At 44.3% G+C, this 26,978-nt stretch carries 23 protein-coding genes and 4 tRNA genes; 26 read left to right on the forward strand and 1 reads right to left on the reverse strand.

Translation table 11 applies throughout. The features are described from left to right. The first annotated feature begins 23 nt into the window (after positions 1 to 23). The 10 genes from FEN17_RS25320 (at position 24) to FEN17_RS25365 (ending at position 9,632) form a co-directional block, all read left to right on the forward strand. Positions 24 to 1,907, forward strand: a complete 1,884-nt coding sequence (locus FEN17_RS25320; RefSeq protein WP_138368203.1) for a cytochrome c oxidase subunit I — start codon at positions 24 to 26, stop codon at positions 1,905 to 1,907. After that, a complete protein-coding gene (locus tag FEN17_RS25325; RefSeq protein ID WP_138368204.1) occupies positions 1,882 to 2,901 on the forward strand; it encodes a COX15/CtaA family protein in 1,020 nt (339 codons plus the stop codon). Before FEN17_RS25320 ends, FEN17_RS25325 begins: the two co-directional genes overlap by 26 nt. Before the next feature lie 18 nt (positions 2,902 to 2,919). Then, complete coding sequence (gene cyoE, locus FEN17_RS25330; protein ID WP_171038003.1) at positions 2,920 to 3,810, forward strand: heme o synthase; 891 nt, start codon at positions 2,920 to 2,922, stop codon at positions 3,808 to 3,810. A 19-nt stretch (positions 3,811 to 3,829) separates the two neighbouring features. After that, entirely contained in the window at positions 3,830 to 4,420 is a 591-nt protein-coding gene (locus FEN17_RS25335; protein ID WP_138368205.1) for a cytochrome c oxidase subunit 3, read from the forward strand. Between the two features lie 10 nt (positions 4,421 to 4,430). Beyond that, entirely contained in the window at positions 4,431 to 5,201 is a 771-nt protein-coding gene (locus FEN17_RS25340; RefSeq protein ID WP_138368206.1) for a cytochrome c oxidase subunit 3, read from the forward strand. Between the two features lie 30 nt (positions 5,202 to 5,231). Then, positions 5,232 to 5,561 carry a cytochrome C oxidase subunit IV family protein gene (locus FEN17_RS25345; RefSeq protein ID WP_138368207.1) on the forward strand — a complete coding sequence of 110 codons (330 nt, stop codon included), beginning with the start codon at positions 5,232 to 5,234 and terminating at the stop codon, positions 5,559 to 5,561. Positions 5,562 to 5,568: 7 nt separating this feature from the next. Beyond that, the gene (locus tag FEN17_RS25350; RefSeq protein ID WP_138368208.1) at positions 5,569 to 6,186 is read left to right on the forward strand and encodes a hypothetical protein; all 618 of its coding nucleotides are present in this window, start codon (positions 5,569 to 5,571) and stop codon (positions 6,184 to 6,186) included. Between the two features lie 2 nt (positions 6,187 to 6,188). Then, on the forward strand, positions 6,189 to 6,728 hold the full coding sequence (locus FEN17_RS25355) for a DUF420 domain-containing protein (protein ID WP_138368209.1): 540 nt from the start codon (positions 6,189 to 6,191) through the stop codon (positions 6,726 to 6,728). Continuing rightward, complete coding sequence (locus tag FEN17_RS25360) at positions 6,725 to 7,006, forward strand: CAMCR motif-containing small membrane protein (protein WP_138368210.1); 282 nt, start codon at positions 6,725 to 6,727, stop codon at positions 7,004 to 7,006. Before FEN17_RS25355 ends, FEN17_RS25360 begins: the two co-directional genes overlap by 4 nt. A gap of 100 nt (positions 7,007 to 7,106) precedes the next feature. Continuing rightward, positions 7,107 to 9,632: a glycosyl hydrolase gene (locus FEN17_RS25365; protein ID WP_138368211.1), complete on the forward strand. Its 2,526-nt coding sequence runs from the start codon at positions 7,107 to 7,109 to the stop codon at positions 9,630 to 9,632. Here FEN17_RS25365 and murI read toward each other — a convergent pair whose 3' ends face one another. Continuing rightward, positions 9,633 to 10,442 carry a glutamate racemase gene (gene murI, locus FEN17_RS25370; RefSeq protein ID WP_138368212.1) on the reverse strand — a complete coding sequence of 270 codons (810 nt, stop codon included), beginning with the start codon at positions 10,440 to 10,442 and terminating at the stop codon, positions 9,633 to 9,635. It lies immediately after the preceding gene. Positions 10,443 to 10,623: 181 nt separating this feature from the next. Between murI and FEN17_RS25375 the strand changes: the two genes are divergently transcribed. The 16 genes from FEN17_RS25375 (at position 10,624) to rpoC (ending at position 26,930) form a co-directional block, all read left to right on the forward strand. Further along, positions 10,624 to 11,214 carry an RNA polymerase sigma factor gene (locus tag FEN17_RS25375; protein WP_138368213.1) on the forward strand — a complete coding sequence of 197 codons (591 nt, stop codon included), beginning with the start codon at positions 10,624 to 10,626 and terminating at the stop codon, positions 11,212 to 11,214. Continuing rightward, positions 11,195 to 12,025, forward strand: coding sequence for a prolipoprotein diacylglyceryl transferase (locus tag FEN17_RS25380; protein WP_138368214.1), 831 nt, complete (start codon positions 11,195 to 11,197; stop codon positions 12,023 to 12,025). Before FEN17_RS25375 ends, FEN17_RS25380 begins: the two co-directional genes overlap by 20 nt. Before the next feature lie 10 nt (positions 12,026 to 12,035). Further along, positions 12,036 to 13,136, forward strand: a complete 1,101-nt coding sequence (locus FEN17_RS25385; protein ID WP_138368215.1) for a hypothetical protein — start codon at positions 12,036 to 12,038, stop codon at positions 13,134 to 13,136. A 164-nt stretch (positions 13,137 to 13,300) separates the two neighbouring features. Continuing rightward, positions 13,301 to 13,383 (forward strand) — tRNA-Tyr (locus tag FEN17_RS25390). 56 nt (positions 13,384 to 13,439) lie between these two features. Next, positions 13,440 to 13,512, forward strand: a tRNA-Gly gene (locus FEN17_RS25395). 116 nt (positions 13,513 to 13,628) lie between these two features. Then, positions 13,629 to 13,700: transfer RNA gene (locus FEN17_RS25400), tRNA-Thr, on the forward strand. Between the two features lie 233 nt (positions 13,701 to 13,933). Next, on the forward strand, positions 13,934 to 15,121 hold the full coding sequence (tuf, locus tag FEN17_RS25405; RefSeq protein ID WP_138368216.1) for an elongation factor Tu: 1,188 nt from the start codon (positions 13,934 to 13,936) through the stop codon (positions 15,119 to 15,121). Positions 15,122 to 15,222: 101 nt separating this feature from the next. Continuing rightward, positions 15,223 to 15,293: transfer RNA gene (locus tag FEN17_RS25410), tRNA-Trp, on the forward strand. 17 nt (positions 15,294 to 15,310) lie between these two features. After that, positions 15,311 to 15,502, forward strand: coding sequence for a preprotein translocase subunit SecE (secE, locus tag FEN17_RS25415; protein WP_138368217.1), 192 nt, complete (start codon positions 15,311 to 15,313; stop codon positions 15,500 to 15,502). Between the two features lie 24 nt (positions 15,503 to 15,526). Next, on the forward strand, positions 15,527 to 16,081 hold the full coding sequence (gene nusG / locus FEN17_RS25420; RefSeq protein ID WP_015812908.1) for a transcription termination/antitermination protein NusG: 555 nt from the start codon (positions 15,527 to 15,529) through the stop codon (positions 16,079 to 16,081). Between the two features lie 74 nt (positions 16,082 to 16,155). Beyond that, positions 16,156 to 16,605 carry a 50S ribosomal protein L11 gene (gene rplK, locus FEN17_RS25425; RefSeq protein ID WP_138368218.1) on the forward strand — a complete coding sequence of 150 codons (450 nt, stop codon included), beginning with the start codon at positions 16,156 to 16,158 and terminating at the stop codon, positions 16,603 to 16,605. A gap of 35 nt (positions 16,606 to 16,640) precedes the next feature. After that, complete coding sequence (gene rplA, locus FEN17_RS25430; protein ID WP_138368219.1) at positions 16,641 to 17,339, forward strand: 50S ribosomal protein L1; 699 nt, start codon at positions 16,641 to 16,643, stop codon at positions 17,337 to 17,339. Position 17,340: 1 nt separating this feature from the next. Continuing rightward, positions 17,341 to 17,871, forward strand: a complete 531-nt coding sequence (rplJ, locus tag FEN17_RS25435; RefSeq protein ID WP_138368420.1) for a 50S ribosomal protein L10 — start codon at positions 17,341 to 17,343, stop codon at positions 17,869 to 17,871. Between the two features lie 86 nt (positions 17,872 to 17,957). Continuing rightward, entirely contained in the window at positions 17,958 to 18,344 is a 387-nt protein-coding gene (rplL, locus tag FEN17_RS25440; RefSeq protein WP_138368220.1) for a 50S ribosomal protein L7/L12, read from the forward strand. 320 nt (positions 18,345 to 18,664) lie between these two features. Beyond that, on the forward strand, positions 18,665 to 22,528 hold the full coding sequence (gene rpoB, locus FEN17_RS25445) for a DNA-directed RNA polymerase subunit beta (RefSeq protein ID WP_138368221.1): 3,864 nt from the start codon (positions 18,665 to 18,667) through the stop codon (positions 22,526 to 22,528). 79 nt (positions 22,529 to 22,607) lie between these two features. Next, positions 22,608 to 26,930: a DNA-directed RNA polymerase subunit beta' gene (gene rpoC / locus FEN17_RS25450; protein ID WP_138368222.1), complete on the forward strand. Its 4,323-nt coding sequence runs from the start codon at positions 22,608 to 22,610 to the stop codon at positions 26,928 to 26,930. Positions 26,931 to 26,978 lie beyond the last annotated feature (48 nt).

A 26,978-nucleotide genomic window follows, 5' to 3' on the forward strand; every position in this document is an offset into this window, starting at 1 on the left:
AATTTTAAATACAGTAAAAGTATATGTCAGCTATTGAAGGATTGGATACAGCTCAACACCACGAAGCGGAACATGAGCACCACCACGAAGCACAAAACTTTTGGCAGAAATATATATTTTGTGAAGATCACAAAGTAATTGCTAAGCAGTATCTGATTACAGGTATCATGTGGGCGGTTATAGGGATTTCCATGTCCGTAATCTTCCGCATCCAGTTGGGTTTGCCTGATTCTAACCTGTCCTGGTTAAAACCGATACTAGGCGGTTGGATTAGCGATTCTGGAAAACTGGATCCTAACTTCTACCTCGCGCTAGTTACCATGCACGGAACTATCATGGTGTTCTTTGTATTGACCGCGGGTTTGAGTGGAACATTTAGTAATTTCTTGATTCCATTGCAAATCGGTGCGCGTGATATGGCATCGGGTTTCATGAATATGTTGTCTTACTGGTTCTTCTTTCTTGCCAGCGTCATCATGTTTGCTTCTCTTTTCTTGCAAAACGGACCCGCGGCTGGTGGTTGGGTAATTTATCCGCCTCTTAGTGCACTACCGCAAGCTCATCCTGGATCGGGAATGGGTATGACGCTCTGGCTGGCAAGTATGGCATTGTTTATTGTGTCTCAGTTGTTGGGAGGTATCAACTACATTACAACCGTTATTAACCTGAGAACACGTGGAATGTCTTTCGACAAACTTCCATTGACGATCTGGTCATTTTTGATCACTGCCGTTCTCGGTTTGATCTCTTTCCCGGTACTTTTCTCGTCAGTTCTTCTTCTGATTTTTGACCGTCATTTCGGTACAAGTTTTTATCTGTCTGATATTTATATCAATGGTGAAGCATTGCCGAATGTGGGAGGTAGCCCGATTTTGTTTCAACACCTTTTCTGGTTCCTTGGACACCCGGAAGTTTACATCGTTCTTTTGCCAGGACTTGGTATTACGTCAGAAGTAATCGCAACAAACTCACGCAAGCCTATTTTTGGTTACCGTGCGATGATTGCTTCCATGCTAGGTATCGCATTCCTTGCCTTCATCGTATGGGCTCACCATATGTTTGTGACAGGTATGAATCCTTTCCTAGGATCGGTATTCATGTTCCTAACATTGATCATTGCAGTACCTTCGGCAGTAAAAGGATTTAACTACATCACGACACTCTGGAAAGGAAACATTGTTTTCACGCCGGGTATGTTGTTCTCGATCGGTCTTGTATCACTCTTCGTTTCTGGTGGGCTAACAGGTATCATTTTGGGTAACAGTGCGCTGGACATTCAGTTACACGATACTTACTTTGTTGTTGCTCACTTTCACCTTGTAATGGGTGCGGCGTCAGCATTCGGACTTTTTGCCGGGGTTTACCACTGGTTCCCTAAAATGTTCGGTAGAATGATGAACACCACATTGGGGCAGATACACTTCTGGTTTACGTTTGTCGGTATCTACCTGGTATTTATCCCGATGCACTACGTGGGTATTGCTGGTTTCCCACGCCGTTACTACCAGTTTACGAGCTACGATTTCACGCATAAGTTCATGGACATGAACATGTTCATATCAATCGCTGCGATACTTTCATTCCTGGCACAGTTCATCTTCCTTTGGAATTTCTTTTACAGCATTTTCAAAGGTAAAAAAGCGCCGCAAAATCCATGGAGATCTAACACCTTGGAATGGACAGCGCCAATTAATCCTGGTCACGGAAACTGGGTTGGGGAAATTCCCGCGGTTTATCGCTGGTCTTACGATTACAGCAAGCCAGGTGCAAAAGAGGATTTTATCCCGCAAAATATTCCATATTCTCAAACGCTTGAGTCTAACTTCCCTCACGAGAACGAGTTGATCGCGACGGAAAAAGTGATTGAGTCTCAAAACTTCAATGATCAGTTCAATACCGCCCACTGATTCCAAAGCCAACCGCCGGTTTCGACGGTTGGCTTTAAATACTGTCATTACGCTCTATTTTCTGATTATTGCGGGTGGGGTAGTAAGGAGCACCGGAGCAGGAATGGGATGCCCCGACTGGCCGAAATGTTTTGGAAGGTGGATACCTCCGACTGAGGCATCACAGTTACCAGCAAATTATAAGGAACTTTACGGGGCGAAGTTAAAGGGAGAGGTAATATTCAATCCCATAAAAACGTGGACCGAATACGTTAATCGTCTTCTTGGGGCATTTACCGGGATCATGATTTTCTTCACTCTGCTGGCTTCCATTCCATTTTTGAAGTCGCAAAACAAGAAAATCTTTTTTTACAGCCTGGCCGCTTTCTTACTCGTAGGATTTCAGGGTTGGTTGGGTGCAAAAGTAGTTTCGTTTGAGCTGGCGCCCGTTGTGGTAACATTGCACATGCTTTTGGCCATCGTAATCGTGATGATGTTGCTTTATCTTTTCGCAAGATCAGCATTATCAAGAAAAGTGATTAAAGTCTCAGAAGAAAAGAGAAGATTTCTGAGTAACATAGGATTGATCGTAATGAGCCTGTCTCTGTTTCAGATACTGCTCGGAACGCAGGTCAGAGAGGTGATGGACGAGGTGATCAAGAGATTAGGTTACGAGGCCAGAAATAATTGGATTGACGAACTCGGAATCAAGTTTTACGTCCACAGGTCATTTTCACTGATCATTTTTGGTTTCAATGTATACTGGAACCGGAGTATTGCCAAGTCTGAAGTTGGGGCGACGGTGGCTGGAAAGATTTCACTGGCATGTTTTGCCGTATTAATCGCAGAACTTTGTACCGGCATATTGATGGCCTATCTTGGAGTACCGCCTTTCGCCCAGCCACTGCATTTAACATTTGCGATCCTGATGATCGGTTTGCAGTTTTTAGTTTGGCTGATTGTCAACGGAAATAAATATCTCAAATATCCGGCTATTGTACAGCCGGCGGTTTAGAATAGAAATTAATTAAGAATGATATCAGCACAGAAGGATTTAGCAGCGGCGGGGATCAGAGAGAAACTAGGCATTTTGTTTGAATTGCTAAAATTCAGATTAGCGTCTTTAATTGCTTTTTCAGGAGCCATGGGATACTGTCTGGGTTCAAATAATGTACAGACGAGCGATTTGGTATTCTTTATCATCGCATCCATTGGAATAACCGGCGCAGCAAACATCATTAATCAAATCCTGGAAAAGGATTATGATAAATTGATGAAAAGAACCGCTTCCCGACCGTTACCCAGCGGAAGAATCACGGTGGAGCAGGCAGCGATATGGGCGGCGTTTCTGGGAATAATGTCACTTACGATTTTCATTACCAGATTCAATCTTAGCACAGGGCTTGTTTCTTTGCTTTCATTGGTTCTTTACGGATTTGTTTATACACCATTAAAAAGAGTTGGCCCCATCGCAGTATTCGTTGGCGCATTTCCAGGTGCATTTCCTCCGATGATCGGGTGGGTTGCGGCTACAAATCATTTTGGTTTGGAACCTGGGATTCTCTTTGCAATTCAGTTCTTCTGGCAGTTCCCACATTTCTGGGCGATTGCATGGGTTTTGGATGAAGATTACAAAAGAGCTGGATTTAAATTGTTGCCGGCAAATGGTTTGAAGGATCTTGATACGACTTTCCGGATCATGATCTATACATTGTTTTTGCTGCCGATTGGATGGTTGCCGTATAAATTAGGTATGACGGGTATCAACTCAGCATTCATCGCTACCGTTTTCGGCGTTTTGTTTTTGGCCCAAACATTGCACCTCATGCGCACCTGTACAGATAAAACGGCGCGGCAGCTGATGTTCGGCTCATTTATATATTTGCCGATTGTGCAGATCGCTTTTTTGTTGGATAAATTGTGAAAATGAAATTCGTTGAGAAATGGAAAATGTTCAGCAGTATAAATTAAATATAGAAGAACCCAAAGCCACATTGGCGATGGATCCGTCAAAGTTTATTCTTTGGCTATTTTTGGTTAGCATTATTATGTTGTTTGCTTCCCAGTCGAGTGCTTACTTGGTTCGCAGGGCAGAGGGCAACTGGTTGGAATTTGAAATGCCGCGTATTTTCTGGTACAGCACAGCGGTGCTGGTAATCAGTAGTGCGGCCATGCAGTGGGCGTATTTTGCGGCAAAAAAAGATCTGTTTAACCAATTGAAAATTGCAATTTCTATTACTTTTGTACTGGGTCTGGCATTCCTTTGGATGCAGTTTGAAGGGTGGAAGCAGCTGGTTGACATGAATGTTTATTTCGTTGGAAACCCATCTGGTTCGTTTTTTTATGTGTTTACCGGCTTGCACGGTTTTCACATTATCAGTGGACTGATCGTTTTGCTTTACTCCTGGGCAGCTGCGTTTAAATTGCGGGTCCATGCGAAAAACCTGAGACGAATTCAGATCTGCGTGACTTACTGGCATTTCCTTGATATACTTTGGTTATACCTTTTTGTTTTTTTATTGACTTTTAATTAATGTTTTTTCAATGGCTGCAAATGTAACAACACCTGGCGCGATAGAACCCAAAATGTGGTTGGGGGGTATTGAGCCTATGAAAGCGAGTTACGGAAAACTGATGATGTGGTTTTTCCTCATCTCAGATACCTTCACTTTCTCCGCCTTGCTGGTGGCATACGGCACAGCCCGTTTCAGCTTTCCCTCTTTTGCGGGTAAAGCAGCAGATTTTACATTTTCAAATGTTTACTGGCCGATCCCTGAAAAGGTGTATGAGTCAGTTCCTTTCCTGCATGGTATCTCGCTCCCGCTTGTGTTTGTGGGTATCATGACATTCATCCTGATTGCAAGTAGCGTAACCATGGTATTGGCCGTAGAAGCGGGACACCGGATGGACAGGGCCAATGTTGAAAAATACATGCTTTGGACAATTCTTGGAGGATTTACCTTCCTGGGTTGCCAGGCTTGGGAATGGACCCACTTTATTCACGGAACAGAGTCGGGCAGTGTGATGAAAGTTCTGGTTGATGGTTCATGGGTTGAAAAAACGATTTTCGGGGCGAACCTGACAGAGAACCAGTACGGTCCTCCTGCATTTGCTGACTTCTTCTTCTTTATCACAGGTTTCCACGGAACCCACGTATTTAGTGGTGTTATCCTGAACATTCTGATCTTCTTCCGTTCTGCGACAGGTTTTTACGATAAAAGAGGAAGCTACGAAATGGTCGAAAAAGTCGGTTTGTACTGGCACTTTGTAGATCTTGTTTGGGTATTCGTATTTACCTTCTTTTACCTGGTTTAAATTCTCAAAACATTATAATTCCTAAGTCAAATGTCAGAAGTACATCAGATTCACAACCAGGACCCTAACGCAGGCGCCGAACAACGTAAGGCGATTTGGAAAACCTTCTGGATTCTGCTTGTTTTAACTACATTGGAATTCGTGATCGCTTTTACTGTTCCTCACGGTACATTGAAAGTTTCGGTTTTCATCGTGATGACCATTGTGAAAGCATTCTATATTGTAGGAGAATTTATGCACTTAAAGCATGAAACCAAGTCGCTGATTTGGAGTATCCTTGTTCCGATCGTATTTGTAGCCTGGTTGATTTTGGCATTGCTCCTCGAAGGACACGCGATTTTTGAAGCGATATTTGATTAAATAATACATGAAAAAATTTTCCAAAGCCGGATTGCTGATCGTCACATTAGTAATTCCGGCTTTGATTTTTGTTTTCCTAAAATTCTTTGCGAAAAACCATTACGACCTTCCTTACTTTAATCCGGAATTGGACGCACAAGGGAAAGTGGTGATTGAAAATGGTGATACATTATTTCGGAAAGTGAATATGGTTTGTCCGTCATTAGGACAAATAGATTTGAGGAACAAACTAACATTGATAAGTAGCTTATCCGGAGAATGTGATGCGGATTGTCAGACATTTGTGACGCAGCTGCAAAGGATCAATAGTCTAACCCACGAAATTCCTGAATTGCAAATTTTAACGCTGACTGATACATTAAAAAAGGTCGCTGAGTTGCCCGACGGAATGGGTGGGGGTAAGTGGAGCTTAATAAGGAGTTCGGAGAATGCGATCGATAATTGTCTTAAAATGAGCCCAATGTCCGTCGAAACGAGCAACGAATTGGATAAAAAGTGGCAGCTCATGTTGATTGACAGGCAAGGATTTGTGAGAGGATATTACAATGGTAAGGATGTGAAGGATACCGACCGTTTGATAGCGGAAATTAAGATCCTTGATTACGAAGGAAAAGCGACTAAATAGCTATGGCAACATTATCAATAGAGAAAAAACCTAAGTACGAGCGGATCATCAACATTCTGGCTGTGGCAATTCCGCTTGCCGTGGCCGTTTTGCTAGGGATTAGGCAAAAAATCGATTTAGGAGCGTGGACAAAAGTTTTGCCACATGTAATCGGCGTGATTAATTCGCTTACTGCTATTTTGCTGATGGCGGGATTTTATTTTGTTAAAAACAACAATCTTTCTGCTCACAGAAAAACGATGACGGCTGCTTTCTTGCTGGGTGCTGTTTTTCTAATTTGCTACATTCTTTACCATATTTCAAATGAGTCCACGCCTTACGGAGGGCAGGGATTTCTCAGACCGATCTATTATTTCCTGCTTATTTCGCACATTCTGTTGTCGATCGGGGTTGTTTGGTTTGTGTTGCGGGCGGTTTATTTTGGTTATACCAATCAAATTGTACAGCATCGGAAAGCTGTAAAATGGGCATTTCCGATCTGGTTATATGTCAGTATCAGTGGAGTTATCGTTTATCTGATGATCAGTCCTTATTACGTATGAAAAAATTTGCATTAGTATTCGGTCTAGTTGTTTCTCTGGTTTTGTCAGGTGCAGATTCATGGGCGCAATGTGCGATGTGCCGGGGTACGGTTGAAAGTTCGATGGGAAATGGCAGAAACAATGTGGGTGTCGGCTTGAATACCGGGATCATGTTCTTGTTTGTGATGCCGTATTTGCTGGTAGGTGTAATCGGCTACTTGTGGTACCGGAACAGTAAGAGAGATCAGCAGGAGCGTCAATTCGTGACGTCGCGTGTGAAGCAGGCATTTCAAAGCTAAGACAATACTTTAAATAATGTAGAGGGCGAAACTGGAAACGGTTTCGCTTTTTTTATGCGTAGAAAACGGATCTCCCGCCTTTATTCAAAAACTTTATCCGATGCGCGTCACGCTCTTTCTCCTGCTATTTTTTAAATGTGTGTTACTTCCAGCACAGAATATTTCCACCGCAAAACCCTGGACATATTGGTGGTGGATGGGCAGCGCAGTGACGAAAGAAGACATTTCAGCGCAGCTACAATTCTTCAAAAAATCCGGTCTTGGCGGCGCACATATCATTCCGATTTATGGCGTGAAGGGTTACGAGTCGAAGAACATTTCCTTTCTCTCACCCCAGTGGCTGGAAATGATGCAATATACCGTGCAGGAAGGCGCCCGGCTCGGAATCGGTGTGGACATGACGACAGGTACCGGCTGGCCTTTCGGCGGGCCTAATGTGGATACCTCAAACGCAGCTAGAAATATGGTGGTGACAGATGGAAATCTTTTCATTACGCCGACCAAACAAAAAGTAAAAAGGGCCGCTCCCGGCGGGGAAGGATTCGTTTTAGATCCGTTTCAATCCAATGCGATGGACAAATATCTCACCCGCTTTGATTCGGCTTTTAAAGGAATATCAAGTAAGCCAAGATCCATGTATATGGATTCGTACGAGGCTTACGGGGCAAATTGGACGGACGATTTTACAAAACAATTCAAAGAAAGACGGGGATACGATTTAAGCTCAACATTAACCTTGTTGACGGATTCCTCAGGTAATCCGGATGCCGAGCTGGTCAAAATAGATTACCACCAAACATTGGCGGAGCTGCTTTATGAGCGATATGCAGTGCCCTGGACAAAATGGAGCCGCGAACATGGATTTTTAACCAGATACCAGGCGCACGGTTCACCTGGAAATTTGCTCGACCTATATGCGGCGTCCGACATCCCGGAAACAGAATCTTTTGGTACGAGCCGCCTCCCCATCCCCGGACTGCGCGTTGATCCCGATTATTCTATCGATCAGTTTGGTACGCCTAATCCGCTCGCGATGAAATTTGCGTCTTCCGCGGCAAACCTGATGGGTAAACCTTTGGTAAGTTCTGAAACCGGTACCTGGCTTGCGAATCATTTCAAAGTGTCACTATCACAGTTGAAGCCGCAAATCGATGAGCTTTTTGTGGCGGGTATCAACCACATTTTTTATCACGGTACCACGTACTCGCCAGACAAGGAAGCTTATCCGGGCTGGCTGTTTTATGCGTCTACCAATTTTGGAAAGCATTCGCATTTCGCCGGGGAGTTTTCCTTAATGAATGCTTATGTTGAACAATGCCAGAGCATCTTACAGAATAGTACTTCAGATAATGATCTGCTTGTATATTTTCCAATTCATGATTTGTGGGCTACAAAAGCGAAATCGGCCGGGAATGTACATTTGCTTGAAGTGCACCATGTAGACCGCTGGCTGCTGGATTTGCCCTTTGGGAAATTATCTAAAAAGCTTTGGAATGAGGGCTATGCATTTGACTATGTATCAGATATGCAGTTGAAAAACCTCACTTCCGACAAGGATGGAAATTTGCATTCAGGTAAAGCCATTTATAAAACATTACTGATTCCGGCTGCTACTTACCTGCCGACCGAAACATTGGCTGAATTAAAGCGACTCGCCAGCGCAGGGGTGAAGATTGTCTTCGATTCGAAACTGCCGTCAAAAGTGACCGGATATGCAGATCACTTAAAGCGGCAAACGATTTTTGAAAATGAGCTTCAAATGTTGGCGAAGGTGAAAACGGTGAAGGTTTCAACGGATCTGGAAGCTGATTTGAAAAATAACAGTATATCCCGGGAGAAATCGCTCTCCGCTAATCATTTAAATTTTATCCGAAAGAAAGCGACAGATGGAAGTAAGTTGTATTTCGTCACCAACCTTGGCAATGCGTTTCAGGAAGGTTGGGTCACGGTAAGTGCTGGGAGTAATTTTTTCAAAAATGATCCGATCTTGGGTAAGTCGCTGTTGGCTTATCGAAAAGGAAATGTGGGCGAGGAGTTTTTTCTTTCGCTGGCGCCGGGGCAGTCTTGTTTTTTATTGGCAGGAACTGAAAAAGCGGCCCGTAAGCCGGTATCTGGTAAGAAGGAAGAATTTCAGATTTCCGGTGACTGGAATTTAAAATTTACAGAAGGAAAACCTCGCCTGCCTGCGGCAGCTAAGTTTACGGATTTGAGATCCTGGACAACATTACCCGACTCAGCAGAATTCTTTTCAGGCAAAGCAAACTATAAAATCACGTTCGACATACCAGAAGCTGTTTTGAAAAATCAGCAGGTTGAACTGGACTTAGGCGATGTGAGGGAATCAGCGAAAGTTACCCTTAACGGAAAAGAATTAGGAACATTATGGAGCATTCCGTTTCGAACCCGGATTGATCCGAAACTTTTGAAAATGAAAGATAATGTCCTTGAAATTGAGGTAACCAATCTTTCTGCGAATTATATGCGGCTGCGCGACACACAAATGCCCGATTGGAAGAAATTTTACGAGATTAACATTGTCGACATTACCTATAAAAAATTTGATGCAGCAAAATGGGAGCCGATGCCGTCGGGCTTGCTGGGACCGGTAAAGCTGGTTTATGAATAATCATTCCCAAAGCGGATAATGTTCCAGCTGGATTTGCTCCCCAAAAAATATGTTAGTCGATTGCTCAAAAGACAACGTGTAATCCGAAACGTAGAACTGTCGCCTGCCTTCGCCTTTCGCGTTCACCAGATAATGTTGTTCCAGCCAGGCTTTTAACGAGCGCGCGACGATTTCAGAGGTGTCCAGAATTTCTACCTGCTCCTTGTAAAACTGCCCGATCTGTTTTTTGATCAAAGGATAATGTGTACAGCCGAGGATTAATGCTTCGATGGAAGTTAATGTTGGGTCGGACAGGTAGTTGGTGATAATGCTTTCACTAATGTTATTGTCAAAAAATCCTTCCTCTATCATCGGCGCCAGCAGCGGCGTGGCCAGCGATTTCAGGTAAATATTTTTGTCCAGCGCGTCCACTTTCTTTTTATAAACATTAGAAGTGACCGTCTGCTTCGTGCCGATCAGCCCGATGCTTTTTCCTTCATAATGTTCCTTAATGTAATCGACCACCGGATCGATCACATTCAAAACTTTTGCCTTGCTCCCCACATATTCCCGCACCAATTCATAAGCCGCAGCCGAGGCCGAGTTACAAGCGATCAGTATCAGCTTGCAATTTTGCTGGATTAGCATATTGCAGATTTTGATAGAATAAGCCTGGATTGCAGCCGTCGATTTATCACCGTAAGGCAGGTGGGCAGTATCGCCAAAATAAATGGTGTTTTCCTGGGGCAGCAGCCGGGTCACCGCTTTTGCGACGGTCATACCGCCAATACCACTGTCAAAAATGCCAATCGGAGCAGAAGAATCGAGCATAAATTCTATTAAGAAGAGCAAGTTAATGGTTTCAAAACTACGGGAACTACGTCAATAACTTATAGAATAGGAAATAAAATTGGCTGCTAGGATCGCAAAATGACATTATCTCAAAAAAGTTTGAGACTGGTGCAACCTCATTATAAACTTTGAGCATCTTGCTGTCGAAACCACGAATTTAATGGGTCGAATTTTAACATTATTTAGCCAGGAAAAACAACTTGTCAATGCGCTGAGGAAGGCAGATCCGAAGGCACAGCGGCAGGTTTACGATAAATACAGCGCTCGCATGCTGGCTTTATGCTTCCGCTATATATGTGATGATATGGCCGCTGAGGATGTAATGGTTGAAGGGTTTCTGAAAGTTTTCGATAAGATAAGCCAGTTCAGCGGCGAAGGAAGTTTTGAAGGCTGGATTCGCAGGATTATGGTCAATGAGGCGCTAGGGTATCTGAGAAAGCAGAAGAGGGTTTTGGAAGATGCGATTTCAGAGGAAGTCAACAACATTCCCGACTACGTTCACGCCGACCAGAATCTGGAAACCGAAGAGTTGCTAAGCCTTATTGAAACATTGCCAACCGGTTACCGGACGGTTTTCAACTTGTATGCGATCGAGGGTTATTCCCACATGGAGATTGCGGAAATGTTGGGTGTTACTGAGAGTACCTCGAAGTCGCAGCTGCACCGTGCACGTGCATTGCTGCAAAAAATGGTTTGTGATTGGGAGAATGATTTTAAAAAAAAAGTAGAATATGAAAAAGCATCCTGTTGATGATCTTTTCAAACGTAAGTTGGCGGATTTAGAGAAAAAGCCCTCTGCCGGTGCTTGGCTCAAAATCCAAGAAAATACCAAATCGCGTCGCAGGCCAGTGGCGTGGATCTGGTACGCGGCTGCCAGCGTGACCATTGCGCTGCTTGCGGGTTATGTTGTTTGGGAAAACAATCAAACGAACATTGACAAGCAGATTGGAGATCAGAAAGCGATGGCTGTTGTGAAACAGAAGATGGCTGAGAAAGGAAAAGAAACTAGTCAGGATCCTGACACACATTTAGAAGAAGCAAAAGCTGAACCTGCTGGTGCTGAATTGGCGAAGACTGATGTGTCGGTAAAAGTGGATAATCCAAAGGTTAAGGCTGAGAAAAGTGTTTCGCCGGCTGTGATAGCTCAGCAGAAACAAGAATTGGCTGACATTCAACCTTCAAACATTTCAGAAGAGAAAGCGCCTTCAACATTAAATTCTATTACCCCGATTAAATCACCGGAGCCGGTGGAGGTTGCGTTGACCAAACCTGCTGCAAATGAAAGCGATCTGCCAGAAGGTAAAATGCAGAAGGCGGAACAATCAATCAAGATTGTGGTTGCGGTAGAGGAGCCGGAGGATCAATCCGAAAAACCCAAAACTTCTCGATTTTCGAGAGTATTTCGTCAACTGAAAAATGCGAGAGCTGGCGAAAAAGTGGATTGGGACGAAGTGGGTTTCAATCCAAAAAATCTTGTCGCGAGGGTTGACGACCGCCTACGGACGAAAGAAGAAAAGTCGTCGGACAAAAATCAAAATTCCAGGGAGAGAACAAAATTATAATCTGTTAGCTATGAAATCGAAATTATATATCACGCTGCTGCTTACATTATTAGCATGCTTTTCTGTGAAGGCAGAGGAAAGAAATACCCTAACATCGGGTGATGCGTCCAGCCAGAAGGATTCCATCATTGTGACATTCGGGGACAAGACCCGGCTGGTCATCTATGGTGAAAATCGCAAGGAGCTGGAAAAAATTATGAAGTACGATTTGAATGCACTTTTGCAGGATTTGAAAGTACGTCTGGACAGCGCGAGTGGAGATACCACCTATTTAAAAGAAGAAGTAAACGGAAGCGCTTATCTCAGGCAAAAGGACGAAAGAGATGACAAGGATTATGTGCGGATCGGGCTCCGAGGGGTTCATGTGAAAGATGGAGATACACAGGTGAGTATTGATGCGAAGGGTGTTGAGGTAAAAGATGGAACTTCGGACTCGACTTATAGAAGGATCGGCAAGCGTTTTTACCGGTCGCATGGCGGCAGCAGTCCGCGGAAGGGATTCAACATTGCGGCTGGATTAAATACTTATGGAGAAAATCTGGCGAATGTGGAGTATGATAAGGTGGATTATGATCTGAAACCCTTCGGGTCGCGCTTTATCAGCCTGGGTTATGTTGCGAGTACCACCGTTGCCAGAGGTAAAAATGCACGCCTGCATTTTGATTTCGGAGCGGATTTCTCCTGGTACAATCTGATGTTTGATGGTAATAATACGATTGATAAGAACGACCAACGTGTGACATTCCCAGCTGTAATGGGCGATTCAACAAAGGAAATCCAGATGAAGAAAACAAAGCTGGTGGTACCCTATGTGAACCTATCTTTTATGCCTACCGTCAGTTTCTCACATTCGTTTATTTCTTATCTGAGCGCGGGGGTCTATGGTGGCTACCGGCTCGGTAGCTATACAAAGCTTCGGAGGGAAGGCAGCAAGGATGTAGATCACGTGAGAAAGAACTTTTTTCTGGAACAATTCAGGTATGGTTTATCAGCTGAAATCGGTATACGAAATTTCCCGGATCTGTTCGTAAGCTATGATATCAATAAGTTGTACGAAGAAAACCGAGGACCATCTGTGCGAATGTTGAGCTTTGGCGTGAGGTTGTTTTAAATGCGAAAAATGCTTCATGGAGGCTGAAATGAAGGTATTTCATTTCAGCCTCGTTTTTTATTTATTTTTTTCTTGAAACAATTTGAGAATTTAAGAAAAGGGTATAATTTTGCGACTCCAAAAGTGAAACGAACGGTTTTCACGGTAGTGTTGAAATGTTGTAAGGGGGTGTACCAGAGTGGCCAAATGGGGCAGACTGTAAATCTGCTGGTGTACGCCTACGGTGGTTCGAATCCATCCGCCCCCACAGTTTATGCCTGATTTTATTCCTGAAATACCAGTCAGGAATATGGCAAAACAGATGCGGAAGTAGCTCAGCTGGTAGAGCGATAGCCTTCCAAGCTATAGGTCGCGAGTTCGAACCTCGTCTTCCGCTCATTGAATACACCATCGAAGCGACTAGCGAAAACATTCTAATGAACCATTTTCGCTAGTCGCTTTTTGGCTAATATAAAGTTTGGCTGAAAGGTCACATTGATTTTTGAAATTTTTGCCTTTATAGCTCAGGGGTAGAGCACTTCCTTGGTAAGGAAGAGGTCAGGGGTTCAAATCCCCTTAAAGGCTCAAAGTGATTAGAGTACTTCCTTGGTAAGGAAGAGATCAGGGCCGGGCGGCCGGTGCCGCGGTCCGCCGCGCGGTTCAAATCCCCTTAAAGGCTCGGAGTCGTTTGCGGCTCAAAGGTTTTGATTCTGTATTTGGTTATTTGATTTTTGGAGTGCTTGACGTAAAGCCAACAGAATCAATATTTTAGTGTAAATAATTCGTAATAACTTTTTAATTTTAAGCGTACTTAAGTCATGGCAAAAGAGACGTTTGACCGCTCGAAACCCCACGTAAATATTGGTACTATCGGGCACGTTGACCACGGTAAAACTACCCTTACAGCAGCAATCACAACTGTACTTGCTGAAAAAGGTTTCGCACAAAAACGCGATTTCTCATCTATCGATAATGCACCGGAAGAGAAAGAGCGTGGTATCACAATTAACACTTCTCACGTAGAATACCAGACAGCCAACCGTCACTATGCGCACGTTGACTGCCCAGGTCACGCTGACTACGTTAAGAACATGGTAACTGGTGCTGCCCAGATGGATGGTGCTATCATCGTAGTTGCTGCTACTGATGGTCCGATGCCTCAAACTCGTGAGCACATCCTTCTTGCTCGTCAGGTAGGTGTTCCTCAGCTTGTTGTGTTCATGAACAAAGTGGATATGGTTGATGATCCAGAACTTCTTGAACTTGTTGAAATGGAAATTCGTGAGCTTTTGAGCTTCTACGAATACGATGGAGACAACATTCCAGTTATCCAGGGTTCTGCTTTGGGTGGTTTGAATGGCGACCCGAAATGGGTTAAAACAATCGAAGAATTGATGGATGCTGTTGACAGCTACATTCCAATTCCTCCACGTATGACAGATCTTCCATTCTTGATGCCGGTTGAAGACGTATTCTCGATCACTGGTCGTGGTACTGTTGCAACTGGTCGTATCGAGCGTGGTGTGATCAACTCTGGTGATCCTGTTGATATCCTGGGTATGGGTGCAGAAGGTCTTAAATCTACCGTAACTGGTGTTGAGATGTTCCGTAAAATCCTTGACCGTGGTGAAGCTGGTGACAACGTTGGTCTGCTTCTTCGTGGTATCAACAAAGAAGATATTCGTCGTGGAATGGTAATTTGCAAGCCAGGTTCAGTAAAACCTCACGCTAGCTTCAAAGGTGAAGTTTACGTTCTTTCGAAAGAAGAAGGTGGTCGCCACACACCATTCTTTAACAAATACCGCCCTCAGTTCTACTTCCGTACAACTGACGTAACAGGAGAAATTTCTCTTCCTGCTGGTGTTGAGATGGTTATGCCAGGTGATAACATCACAATTGAAGTGAAGCTGATCAATAAGATCGCTATGGAAAAAGGTCTTCGTTTCGCGATTCGTGAAGGTGGACGTACCGTAGGTGCTGGTCAGGTAACTGAGATTCTTGACTAAGTAGTCAAAAGATAATTACAAGTGCATTTCTTAACGGGGTGCACTTGTTTTTTATCATAAAGTTGTATCTTTGCAGCCCGAAATAGGTGGTTGTGCGATAAACGGGTGTAGTTCAAGGGTAGAATAGCGGTCTCCAAAACCGTTGATGGGAGTTCGAATCTCTCCACCCGTGCAAATAGAAAAGGGAAAATGGAAAAATTTACGTCTTTTTTGAAAGCTTCCTGGGAGGAAATGACCCAGCATGTAACCTGGCCGCCATTCAACGAATTGCAGGCTAATACAACGTTGGTGCTTGTAGGGTCCCTCATTTTTGCCTTTGTAGTAGGTGTGATGGATTTCGTTTTTGAAAACGCACTGAAATTGTTTTATCAGTCTTTCTAAGACTATTTTAACCCCAAAGAAGGTATGAGTAGTCTAAATTGGTTTGTATTAAGAGCAGTGTCCGGACAAGAGAAAAAAATCAAGTCTTACATTGAAAATGAAATAACACGTCAGAAACTTAACGAATTCGTTCCTCAAATTTTAATCCCTTCGGAGAAAATCTATGAGATGCGTAATGGCAAGAAGCGTGTTAGGGAGAAGAATTTTTTTCCAGGATATATAATCATTTCGGCTGACCTGTCAAAGGGTGAAGTCCTGCACATTATAACCAGCATTCCCGGTGTTATTGGATTTTTAGGGAATGCAGAAGGTAATTCAAAAGTCCCCGTTCCTCTACGCCAGTCGGAAATCAACCGTATCCTCGGAAAAGTTGATGAAGCTGAGCAGCACGAAGAAGCACCAAGCATGTCCTTTATCAAAGGAGAAACAGTGAAAGTGGTGGATGGTCCGTTCAGCGGATTTATCGGTCTCGTGGAAGAGGTTTTTGATGAGAAGAAAAAACTCAATGTAGTTGTAAAAATATTCGGGCGTAATACACCCGTGGAACTCAGTTACGCACAAGTAGAAAAGGATAGTTGATAGAAAACGGGCAAGGTAAGCTTCCACTTGCACTAGAACCGTGATCGATCAATGACCCAACAAATTCCAAAACAATGGCAAAAGAAATAGGTGGATACGTCAAACTACAGGTAAAAGGTGGCCAAGCCAACCCTTCACCTCCAATTGGTCCTGCTCTTGGATCAAAGGGTTTGAACATCATGGAGTTTTGCAAGCAATTCAATGGCCGTACCCAGGATAAAATGGGTGTGGTGTTGCCGGTAGTTATTACGTATTACAAGGATAAGTCTTTTGACTTTGTCATCAAGACTCCCCCGGCCGCGATTCTGCTTCTGGAAGCATCAAAAGTAAAGGTAGGTTCGGCTCAGCCAAACCGTTTAAAGGTAGGTTCAGTTTCATGGGATCAGGTTCGTACGATCGCTGAAACCAAAATGCCAGATCTTAACTGCTTTACAATTGATTCTGCTATGAAAATGATAGCGGGAACGGCTCGTAGTATGGGTATTACCGTAGCTGGCAAAGCCCCGTGGGAAGAAAACAACTGAGCGTAAATTAACAATACGCCAAAGAAACAAAGAACATGGGAAAATTGACCAAAAAGCAAAAAGAAGCTCTTTTAAAATATGACGCAACCCAGGCTTATACCCTGGAACAGGCTGCGGATGTTCTAAAGACGATTTCCTATACCAAATTTGATGCTTCCGTAGATATCGACGTTCGTTTGGGCGTAGATCCTCGTAAAGCTGACCAAATGGTGCGTGGCGTGGTAACATTGCCGCATGGAACAGGAAAAGAAGTTCGCGTGCTTGTATTGTGTACGCCTGACAAAGAGGCCGAAGCGAAAGAAGCAGGAGCGGATTACGTTGGTCTTGACGAGTATATCCAAAAGATAGAACAAGGCTGGACTGATGTTGACGTGATTATCACGATGCCAAGTGTAATGGCCAAAGTGGGACGTTTGGGTAAAGTGCTGGGTCCTCGCGGGCTGATGCCAAACCCTAAGTCCGGAACAGTAACCCCTGAAGTTGGTAAAGCTGTGAAAGAAGTGAAAGCAGGTAAAATCGACTTTAAAGTTGACAAAACCGGTATCATTCACACAAGTGTAGGTAAAGTTTCTTTTGGAAACGATCAGCTTGCACAAAATGCTCAGGAAGTTATTAACACGCTGGTGCGCCTTAAACCGTCTTCGGCAAAAGGTACTTACGTAAAAAGCATTCACTTGTCAAGTACGATGAGCCCGGGTGTTATTATTGACAAAAGCACGATTCCAGGATTATAATATGACACGGGAAGAGAAAGCAGTTATTATTGACGAATTAAGTCAAAAATTCTCTAGCACGCCTTACTTCTACATTACCAGTGCGAATGGCATGTCGGTAAAGGAAGTAAATGAACTGAGAAGGCAATGTTTTGAAAAAGGCATTGAATACCGTGTGGTAAAGAATACTTTGATTAAAAAAGCACTAGGAACATTAGATACGGATTATACATCTTTCGGAGAAGTTTTGAAAGGTTTTTCCGGTGTTATGTTTCACCCGGAGTCAGGTAAAGTTCCTGCACAGCTGATTAAGGATTTCAAAAAGAAAGGTGGTAGTGACAAGCTTAAATTTAAAGGAGCTTCTGTTGATACCGCAGTTTTTGTAGGCGAAAGCCAGCTTGATGTCCTGATCTCTTTGAAATCAAAACAAGAATTGATTGGAGAGGTAATCGGCTTGCTGCAATCACCTGCCAAAAATGTTATCGGCGCACTTTCAAGCGGCGGACACAAATTGGCTGGTATCCTCAAAACTTTATCTGAAAAAGAAGACTAGTAATAGCCGGGTGTGGCTCACCGGATTAATCACAAAAAGAGCTCTCAAAAATCATCTTATTGTATAATCAAAAAATCTAAATAAAAATGGCAGATTTGAAAGCTTTCGCAGAACAGCTTGTTAACCTGACGGTTAAAGAAGTGAACGAATTGGCTACAATTCTTAAAGACGAGTACGGTATTGAGCCTGCAGCTGCTGGTGCAGTAATGGTAGCAGGTCCTGCTGCTGGCGGTGGTGCTGATGCTCCTGTTGTTGAAGAGAAAACATCTTTCGATGTAATCTTGAAAGCGGCTGGTCCAAGCAAATTGGCAGTTGTGAAATTGGTTAAAGACCTTACTGGTCTTGGCCTGAAAGAAGCAAAAGAACTAGTTGACGGAGCTCCAAAACCTGTTAAAGAAGGAGTTGCGAAAGACGAAGCTGAAGCTTTGAAAAAACAACTTGAAGAAGCTGGTGCAGAAGTTGAAGTGAAGTAATTTGCTCAATAGCAACAATCTATAATTGTTTGGAAATAGGCCTGGCATTTGCCGGGTCTTTTCCTGTTTTGCATAAAAACCAAACGAAAACGCAAGTTTTAACGTTTAAATTAAGGCGCTGACAAACGTTAGTCAGTTTGCCCATCTTCTTCCCGGATAATTTTGCCCGAAACACTTCTTTACTCGTAGAAAAGATAGAAAAGGGGCGATTATTCATTCTCTACGAGGCATTAGATTAGGTTTAAAATTAATTAATGCCATACGTTTCGTACCCATCACTGACGTACTGGTTTTTCTGCTAACCCAAATCAAACATAGCCTTGGCTACAATTAAAGCAACACCTAGAAAAAATTTCTCAAGGATTAATCAGATTATCGATTATCCGGATCTGCTAGGAATCCAGGTACAATCGTTCCGGGATTTCTTCAGTTTGGATACGTCGGTCGAAGATCGTTCCGGAGAAGGATTGTACAAAGTTTTCGCCGAAAACTTTCCGATTGCCGACTCACGCGACAATTTCGTTTTGGAGTTCATTGATTATCTTCTTGAACCGCCAAAATATTCTGTTGATGAGTCTATTGACCGCGGATTAACTTACGCAGTTCCGCTGAAAGCCAAGTTACGGTTGATCTGTAACGACGCTGACCATGAAGAGTTTGAAACTATTGAGCAGGAGGTTTTCTTAGGAAACATTCCTTACATGACCGAGAGAGGTTCATTTGTAATCAATGGTGCAGAGCGCGTAATTGTTTCTCAATTGCACCGCTCACCTGGTGTGTTCTTCTCAATGAGCAAGCACACCAACGGGTCGAAATTGTATTCTGCACGTATCATTCCGTTCAAGGGTTCATGGATTGAATTCTCGACGGATGTGAATAACGTGATGTATGCTTACATCGACCGGAAGAAAAAATTCCCTGTTACTACGCTTTTAAGGGCGATCGGTTTTGGATCTGATAAAGACATTCTTGATTTGTTCGGATTGTCGGAAGAGATCAGCGCAACGCCTGGAAACTTAAAAAAAGCAGTAGGTCGTCGTTTGGCTGCGAGGGTTCTTCGTACCTGGACGGAGGATTTTGTGGATGAGGATACTGGCGAGGTGGTTTCTATTCAACGCAACGAAGTGTTGTTGGAACGCGACTCTACAATTTCTGCCGACGATATTGATGTAATTACTGAATCTGGTCAGAAATCAGTAATTCTTCACAAAGAAGATATGAATGTTGCGGATTATAACATTATCTATAATACGCTTCAAAAAGATAGCTCAAATTCTGATAAAGAGGCAGTTGAGCAAATTTATCGCCAACTTCGTAACGCAGAGGCTCCTGATGAGCAGACAGCCCGTGATGTAATCCAGAGCTTGTTCTTCAGTGACAAACGTTACGATCTGGGAGATGTTGGCCGTTACCGGATTAACAAAAAACTGGGATCTGATACCAGCCTTGATGTTCGCGTTTTGACTACCGGTGACATTGTTTCCATCGTGAAATATTTGATCGGTTTGATCAATGCGAAAGCGGTTGTCGATGATATCGATCACTTGTCAAACCGTCGTGTACGTACGGTTGGCGAGCAGCTTTATGCACAATTCGGCGTAGGTCTTGCACGTATGGCACGTACCATTAAGGAGCGTATGAATGTGCGTGATAACGAGGATTTCAAGCCTGTTGATCTGATCAACGCGCGTACATTGTCTTCTGTTATCAACTCATTTTTTGGTACAAACCAGTTGTCACAGTTCATGGATCAAACCAATCCATTGGCTGAGATTACGCACAAGCGTAGAATGTCTGCACTTGGGCCAGGCGGTCTTTCCCGTGAAAGAGCTGGTTTCGAGGTACGTGACGTTCACTACACGCACTACGGTCGTCTTTGTACCATTGAAACGCCGGAAGGTCCGAACATTGGTTTGATTTCGTCGCTTTGCGTTTTTGCAAAAGTGAATGGAATGGGTTTCATCGAAACTCCTTACCGCGTCATTGATAGCGCAGGTAAGCTGACAGATGAACTTATATATATGACTGCCGAGGAAGAAGATTCCAAATACATCGCACAGGCAAATGCTTCTGTTGATAAAGAAGGAAACTTTACGGTAGAGAAAATCAAGACGCGTTTCGAAGGTGACTTCCCGATGGTTGATCCGTCGCAGGCATCTTATATGGACGTGGCTGCCAACCAGATTGTATCGGTAGCGGCATCATTGATTCCGTTCCTTGAACACGATGATGCAAACCGTGCCCTGATGGGATCTAACATGCAGCGTCAAGGTGTGCCTCTCTTGCGTCCACAAGCGCCAATCGTAGGTACTGGTCTTGAAAAACGTGTTGCTATGGACTCACGTGCATTGGTAGTCGCCGAAGGTGATGGTGTGATTGAATTTGTTGATGCGAAGAAAATTGTTGTGAAATATGACAGAACAGATGAAGATCGTCTGGTTAGCTTTATTGACGACAGCGTTTCTTATGATCTTGTAAAATTCCGTCGGACTAACCAGGATACTTGCCTTAATCTTCAACCAATGGTTTTGAAAGGCCAAAAAGTGAAGAAAGGCGAGGCACTTTGCCAGGGATATGGTACCGAGGGTGGTGAACTTGCACTTGGACGTAACCTGCTGGTTGCATTCATGCCTTGGCAGGGATACAACTTTGAGGATGCGATTGTAATTTCTGAGAAAGTAGTTCGTGACGATATTTTCACTTCGATCCATATTGAGGAATTTGAACTGGAAGTACGTGATACAAAACGCGGAGAAGAAGAGTTGACGGCTGAGATTCCAAACGTAAGTGAAGAAACAGTTAAAAACCTCGACGAAAACGGTATCGTACAAGTCGGTACCGAGGTGAAAGAAGGAGATATTTTGATTGGTAAAATCACTCCAAAAGGTGAATCTGATCCAACTCCGGAAGAAAAACTGCTGCGTGCGATCTTCGGTGATAAAGCAGGTGATGTGAAGGATGCTTCGAAAAAAGCGCCGCCATCGATGAAAGGTGTTGTTATTGACACAAAACTTTTCTCCCGCCCAACCAAAGAAGAGCGTGCAAAACACAAAGACGAACTTCGTCTGTTGATGAAAAAATACAGCCGGGACCTGACTGCATTGCGCGGCCGGATCATTGACAAGCTGGTTCAATTGACCGACGGAAAAACCACGCAGGGTGTTAAGCACAAATTCGGTGATGAGCTGATCAGCAAAGGAATGAAGTTCAATGTGAGAAATATCTCGGAGAACTTGTTCCCAGCTAACAACCCGTATCGTGACGAAAGCCAATATGCTGTTCCCGAAGAGGTTAACTTGATCGGTGACGTTCTGACGGATTCCTGGACTGAGGATGCTGAGACAAACCGTCAGGTATCATTGGTTTTGAAAAACTACCTGAATGCACGTAGCGAAATCATGGGACGTTTCAAACGCGATCGTTTTGCGCTTGAAGTTGGTGATGAGCTTCCTGCGGGTATCGTGAAACTGGCGAAAGTATATATCGCTAAGAAACGCAAGCTGAAAGTAGGTGATAAAATGGCGGGTCGCCACGGTAACAAAGGGGTTGTTGCCCGTATTGTACGTGATGAAGATATGCCATTCCTGGAAGACGGAACACCAGTTGATATCGTGCTGAACCCACTTGGGGTACCTTCACGTATGAACATTGGTCAGATCTACGAAACCATTCTGGCATGGGCTGGTCTGAAATTGGGCCGCCGGTATGCGACGCCAATTTTTGACGGTGCAACAGAAGCGGAAGTAGCAGCTGAGTTGAAAGAAGCTGGTTTACCGGCTTGGGGACGTACTTATCTGTACAATGGTTTGAGCGGAGAGCAATTTGACCAGCCGGTAACTGTTGGTTTGATGTACATGATGAAGCTAGGTCACTTGGTAGATGATAAGATGCACGCCCGTTCGATCGGACCGTACTCGCTTATCACGCAGCAACCTTTGGGGGGTAAAGCACAATTCGGAGGTCAGCGTTTTGGAGAAATGGAAGTGTGGGCGCTGGAAGCATTCGGTGCATCGCACATTCTGCAAGAAATCCTGACGGTGAAATCTGATGACGTGGTAGGCCGTGCCAAAGCATACGAAGCGATCGTGAAAGGTGAAAACCTGCCGAAACCAAATATTCCGGAGTCCTTCAACGTACTTGTTCACGAGCTTCGTGGATTGGCTTTGGAGATTACGCTGGACTAATTTATAGTCGTTGGCGCGCGAAAGCGCGCCATCAGAAAATCAATCGAATTTCGACTTTTAGACAAACGACTTTTTAATTATGTCTTTCAAAAAGAACAAAAAACTAAATAGTGATTTTTCCAGAATGACAATCAGTCTGGCGTCACCTGAATCAATTCTTGAGAGTTCATTCGGTGAAGTAACCCAGCCTGAAACCATCAACTACCGGACGTACAAGCCGGAAATGGGTGGTTTGTTCTGCGAACGTATTTTCGGGCCTGTGAAGGACTGGGAATGTCATTGTGGAAAATACAAACGTATCCGTTACAAAGGCATTATCTGCGACCGTTGCGGTGTGGAGGTGACTGAGAAAAAGGTACGTCGCGAGCGCATGGGACACATTGAACTCGTTGTTCCTGTGGCACACATCTGGTACTTCCGCAGCTTGCCGAATAAAATCGGTTACCTGCTCGGATTGTCTACCAAAAAACTGGATCAGATCATTTACTACGAGCGGTATGCCGTAGTTCAGCCTGGTATCAAAGAGGAAGACGGTGTTGGATATCTTGACTTCCTTACCGAAGACGAGTACCTGGATATCATCGACAAATTGCCTCGCGAAAACCAGTTGTTGCCTGATACAGATCCTCAGAAGTTCATTGCGAAAATGGGTGCCGATGCACTTGAAATGCTGTTGAACCGGATCAAATTGGACGAACTTTCTTATGAACTTCGTCACCAGGCTGCAACCGATACTTCTCAGCAACGTAAAGCGGAAGCTTTGAAGCGTCTGAAAGTTGTGGAAGCTTTCCGCGATGCAAATACCCGTATCGAAAACCGCCCTGAGTGGATGGTGATCAAAATGGTACCGGTAATTCCACCAGAATTGCGTCCGCTTGTACCTCTGGACGGTGGTCGTTTTGCGACTTCCGATTTGAATGACTTGTATCGTCGCGTGATCATCCGAAACAACCGTTTGAAACGTTTGATCGAGATCAAAGCGCCTGAGGTAATCTTGCGTAACGAAAAAAGGATGTTGCAGGAAGCGGTAGATTCGCTTTTCGATAACAGCCGTAAAGTGAATGCGGTACGTTCAGAAGGTAACCGTGCATTGAAATCACTTTCTGACATGCTGAAAGGTAAGCAAGGACGTTTCCGTCAAAACTTGCTTGGTAAGCGTGTCGATTATTCAGGTCGTTCGGTAATCGTCGTAGGTCCTGAATTGAAATTGCACGAGTGCGGTTTGCCAAAGGATATGGCGGCTGAGCTTTTCAAGCCGTTCATTATCCGCAAGTTGATCGAGCGCGGCATTGTTAAAACCGTAAAATCAGCGAAGAAGATCGTAGATCGTAAAGATCCTGTGATCTGGGATATTTTGGAAAACGTGTTGAAAGGGCACCCAGTGTTGCTCAACCGTGCTCCAACATTGCACCGTCTGGGTATCCAGGCTTTCCAGCCTAAGCTGATCGAAGGAAAAGCGATCCAGTTGCACCCACTTGTGTGTACAGCATTCAACGCTGACTTTGACGGTGACCAGATGGCGGTACACGTACCACTGGGTCAGGAAGCTGTTTTGGAAGCATCTATGCTAATGCTTTCGTCACATAACATTCTGAACCCTGCCAACGGAGCGCCGATCACGGTACCTTCACAAGACATGGTTTTGGGTCTGTATTATGTAACAAAAGGACGTGTAAGTACGCCTGAATATCCGATCATCGGAGAAGGCAAGATCTTCTACGGTCCGGATGAAGTGGTGATTGCGATCAACGAAGGCAAGCTTTCGAAACACGCAAATATCAAATGCCGTCTGAGAGTTCGTAACGATGACGGAACATTTGAAACCAAATTGACTGAAACCGTAGCCGGACGTATCCTTTTCAACCAGGCTGTTCCTGAAGAAGTTGGATACATCAATGAGTTGCTGACGAAGAAAAAATTGCAGCAAATCATCGGTTTGGTATTCAAACAAGCTGGTGTGGCACGTACCGCTCAATTCCTGGATGAAATCAAAGAACTTGGTTTCCAAATGGCCTTCAAAGGCGGTTTGTCGATGGGATTGGACGATGTAATGGTTCCGGGTGAAAAAGAAAAACTGATCGAGCAGGCTAAGATAGATGTGGAAAACGTCTGGAATAACTACCTGATGGGTTTGATCACCGAAAACGAACGTTACAACCAGGTAATTGACATCTGGACACGTGTTAACTCACGCATTACAGAGACATTGATGAAGCAGCTGGAAACAGACAAAGGCGGATTCAACTCTATTTATATGATGATGCACTCAGGTGCACGTGGTTCGCGCGAGCAGATCCGTCAGCTGGGTGGTATGAGGGGTTTGATGGCAAAACCACAGAAGAACATTGCGGGTGGTGCGGGTGAAATCATCGAAAACCCGATTCTTTCTAACTTTAAAGAAGGTCTCGACGTTCTCGAATACTTTATCTCAACCCACGGTGCGCGTAAAGGTTTGGCCGATACCGCTTTGAAAACTGCGGATGCTGGTTACCTGACCCGTCGTTTACATGACGTGGCGCAGGATGTGGTAGTTGTTGAGGAAGACTGCGGATCACTTCGCGGTATTGCTATCTCAGCATTGAAAGACAACGAAGATATCGTTGAGCCACTTTCTGAGCGTATCCTGGGACGTGTGAGCGTTCACGATGTATTCGATCCGCTTTCTAATGAATTGATCCTTACCTCAGGTCAGGAAATTACAGAGGAAATCGCCGCTTACATTGACGAAACCAGCATTGAAACAGTTGAAATCCGTTCGGTACTGACTTGCGAAACCCGTAATGGTGTTTGCGCGAAATGCTACGGACGTTCGCTGGCTTCTGCGCACATGGTGAACATTGGTGAAGCTGTGGGTGTAATTGCCTCGCAGTCAATCGGTGAACCTGGTACGCAGCTGACACTTCGTACATTCCACGTGGGTGGTACTGCTTCCAACATTTCTGTTGAAGCAAACATTAAAGCGAAATTTGATGGTATCATTGAATTTGAAGATCTGCGTCTGGTACAATCTGTTAACTCAGAAGGAGATGACATTACAGTAGTTATGGGCCGTTCAGGTGAGGTGAAAATCGTTCATCCTGAAACGAAACAGCTGCTGATCTCGAACAACGTACCCTACGGAGCTAACCTTCTGGTAAAAGATGGCGACAAAGTCTTCAAAGGACAGGAATTGTGTACCTGGGATCCATATCACGCAGTAATTCTTTCGGAATTCACCGGAGCTGTAAGTTTCGATGCAATTGAAGAAGGTATCACTTACCGTGAAGAATTTGACGAACAAACCGGCTTCCAAGAATCAGTGATCATTGAAACACGTGACAAAACCAAAAACCCGGCTATCGTGGTAAAAGGTAAGTCAACCTTGTTGAAAGATCAGACTGAAAAAGGTTATAACCTTCCGGTAGGCGCACGTTTGGTTGTGAAAAATGGCGTAGCGATTAAAGCTGGTCAACCTTTGGCGAAAATTCCTCGTGTGGTTGGTAAAACCCGCGATATCACCGGAGGTCTTCCACGTGTAACGGAATTGTTCGAGGCACGTAACCCATCGAACCCTGCAACAGTATCTGAAATTGATGGTGTTGTATCATACGGTGGCGTGAAACGTGGTAACCGCGAGATTCATATCGAATCAAGAGACGGTACACAGCGTCGTTACATGGTAGCGCTTTCGAAACACATTCTGGTTCAGGATGGTGACTTCGTAAGAGCGGGTGATCCGCTTTCAGATGGAGCGATCACGCCGGCGGATATCTTGTCTATCAAAGGACCAACCGCAGTGCAGGAATATCTGGTGAATGAAATTCAGGAGGTATACCGTCTGCAAGGTGTGAAGATCAATGATAAGCACATTGAATGTATCGTACGCCAGATGATGCAGAAAGTGGAGATCCTGGATGCAGGTGACACCAACTTCCTCGAAATGCAGCCGGTTGACCGTGTTGTGTTCCGTGAAGAAAACGATAAGATCCTGGATTTGAAAGTGGTTGAAGATGCTGGTAGCTCTGAGACATTGAAACCAGGTATGATCGTTTCTGTACGTCGTCTGCGTGATGAAAATTCAAGCTTGAAACGCCGTGACCTGAAACTGGTAGTAGCCCGTGACGCGCAGGCGGCGGTGGCAAAACCAACATTGATGGGTATCACACAAGCTTCTTTGGGTACTGAAAGTTTTGTTTCTGCGGCTTCGTTCCAGGAAACAACCAAAGTATTGAGTGAAGCAGCTGTTCGTGGAAAACGCGATGAGCTAAAAGGTTTGAAGGAAAACGTGATCGTTGGTCACTTGATCCCGGCCGGTACAGGAATGCGTCAATACGAAAATCTGATCGTAGGTTCAAAAGAAGAATTCGATGCACTGACCGAATCGCGCGACAAACAGTCTCGCAAGAAAAAAGAGTTGGTATAGTATTCGATCTCTCTATAAAAGAGCCGGTTCTGCAAACGCAGGCCGGCT

This window comes from Dyadobacter luticola, from assembly GCF_005860805.1.
GTDB classification, from domain to species: Bacteria; Bacteroidota; Bacteroidia; order Cytophagales; family Spirosomataceae; genus Dyadobacter; species Dyadobacter luticola.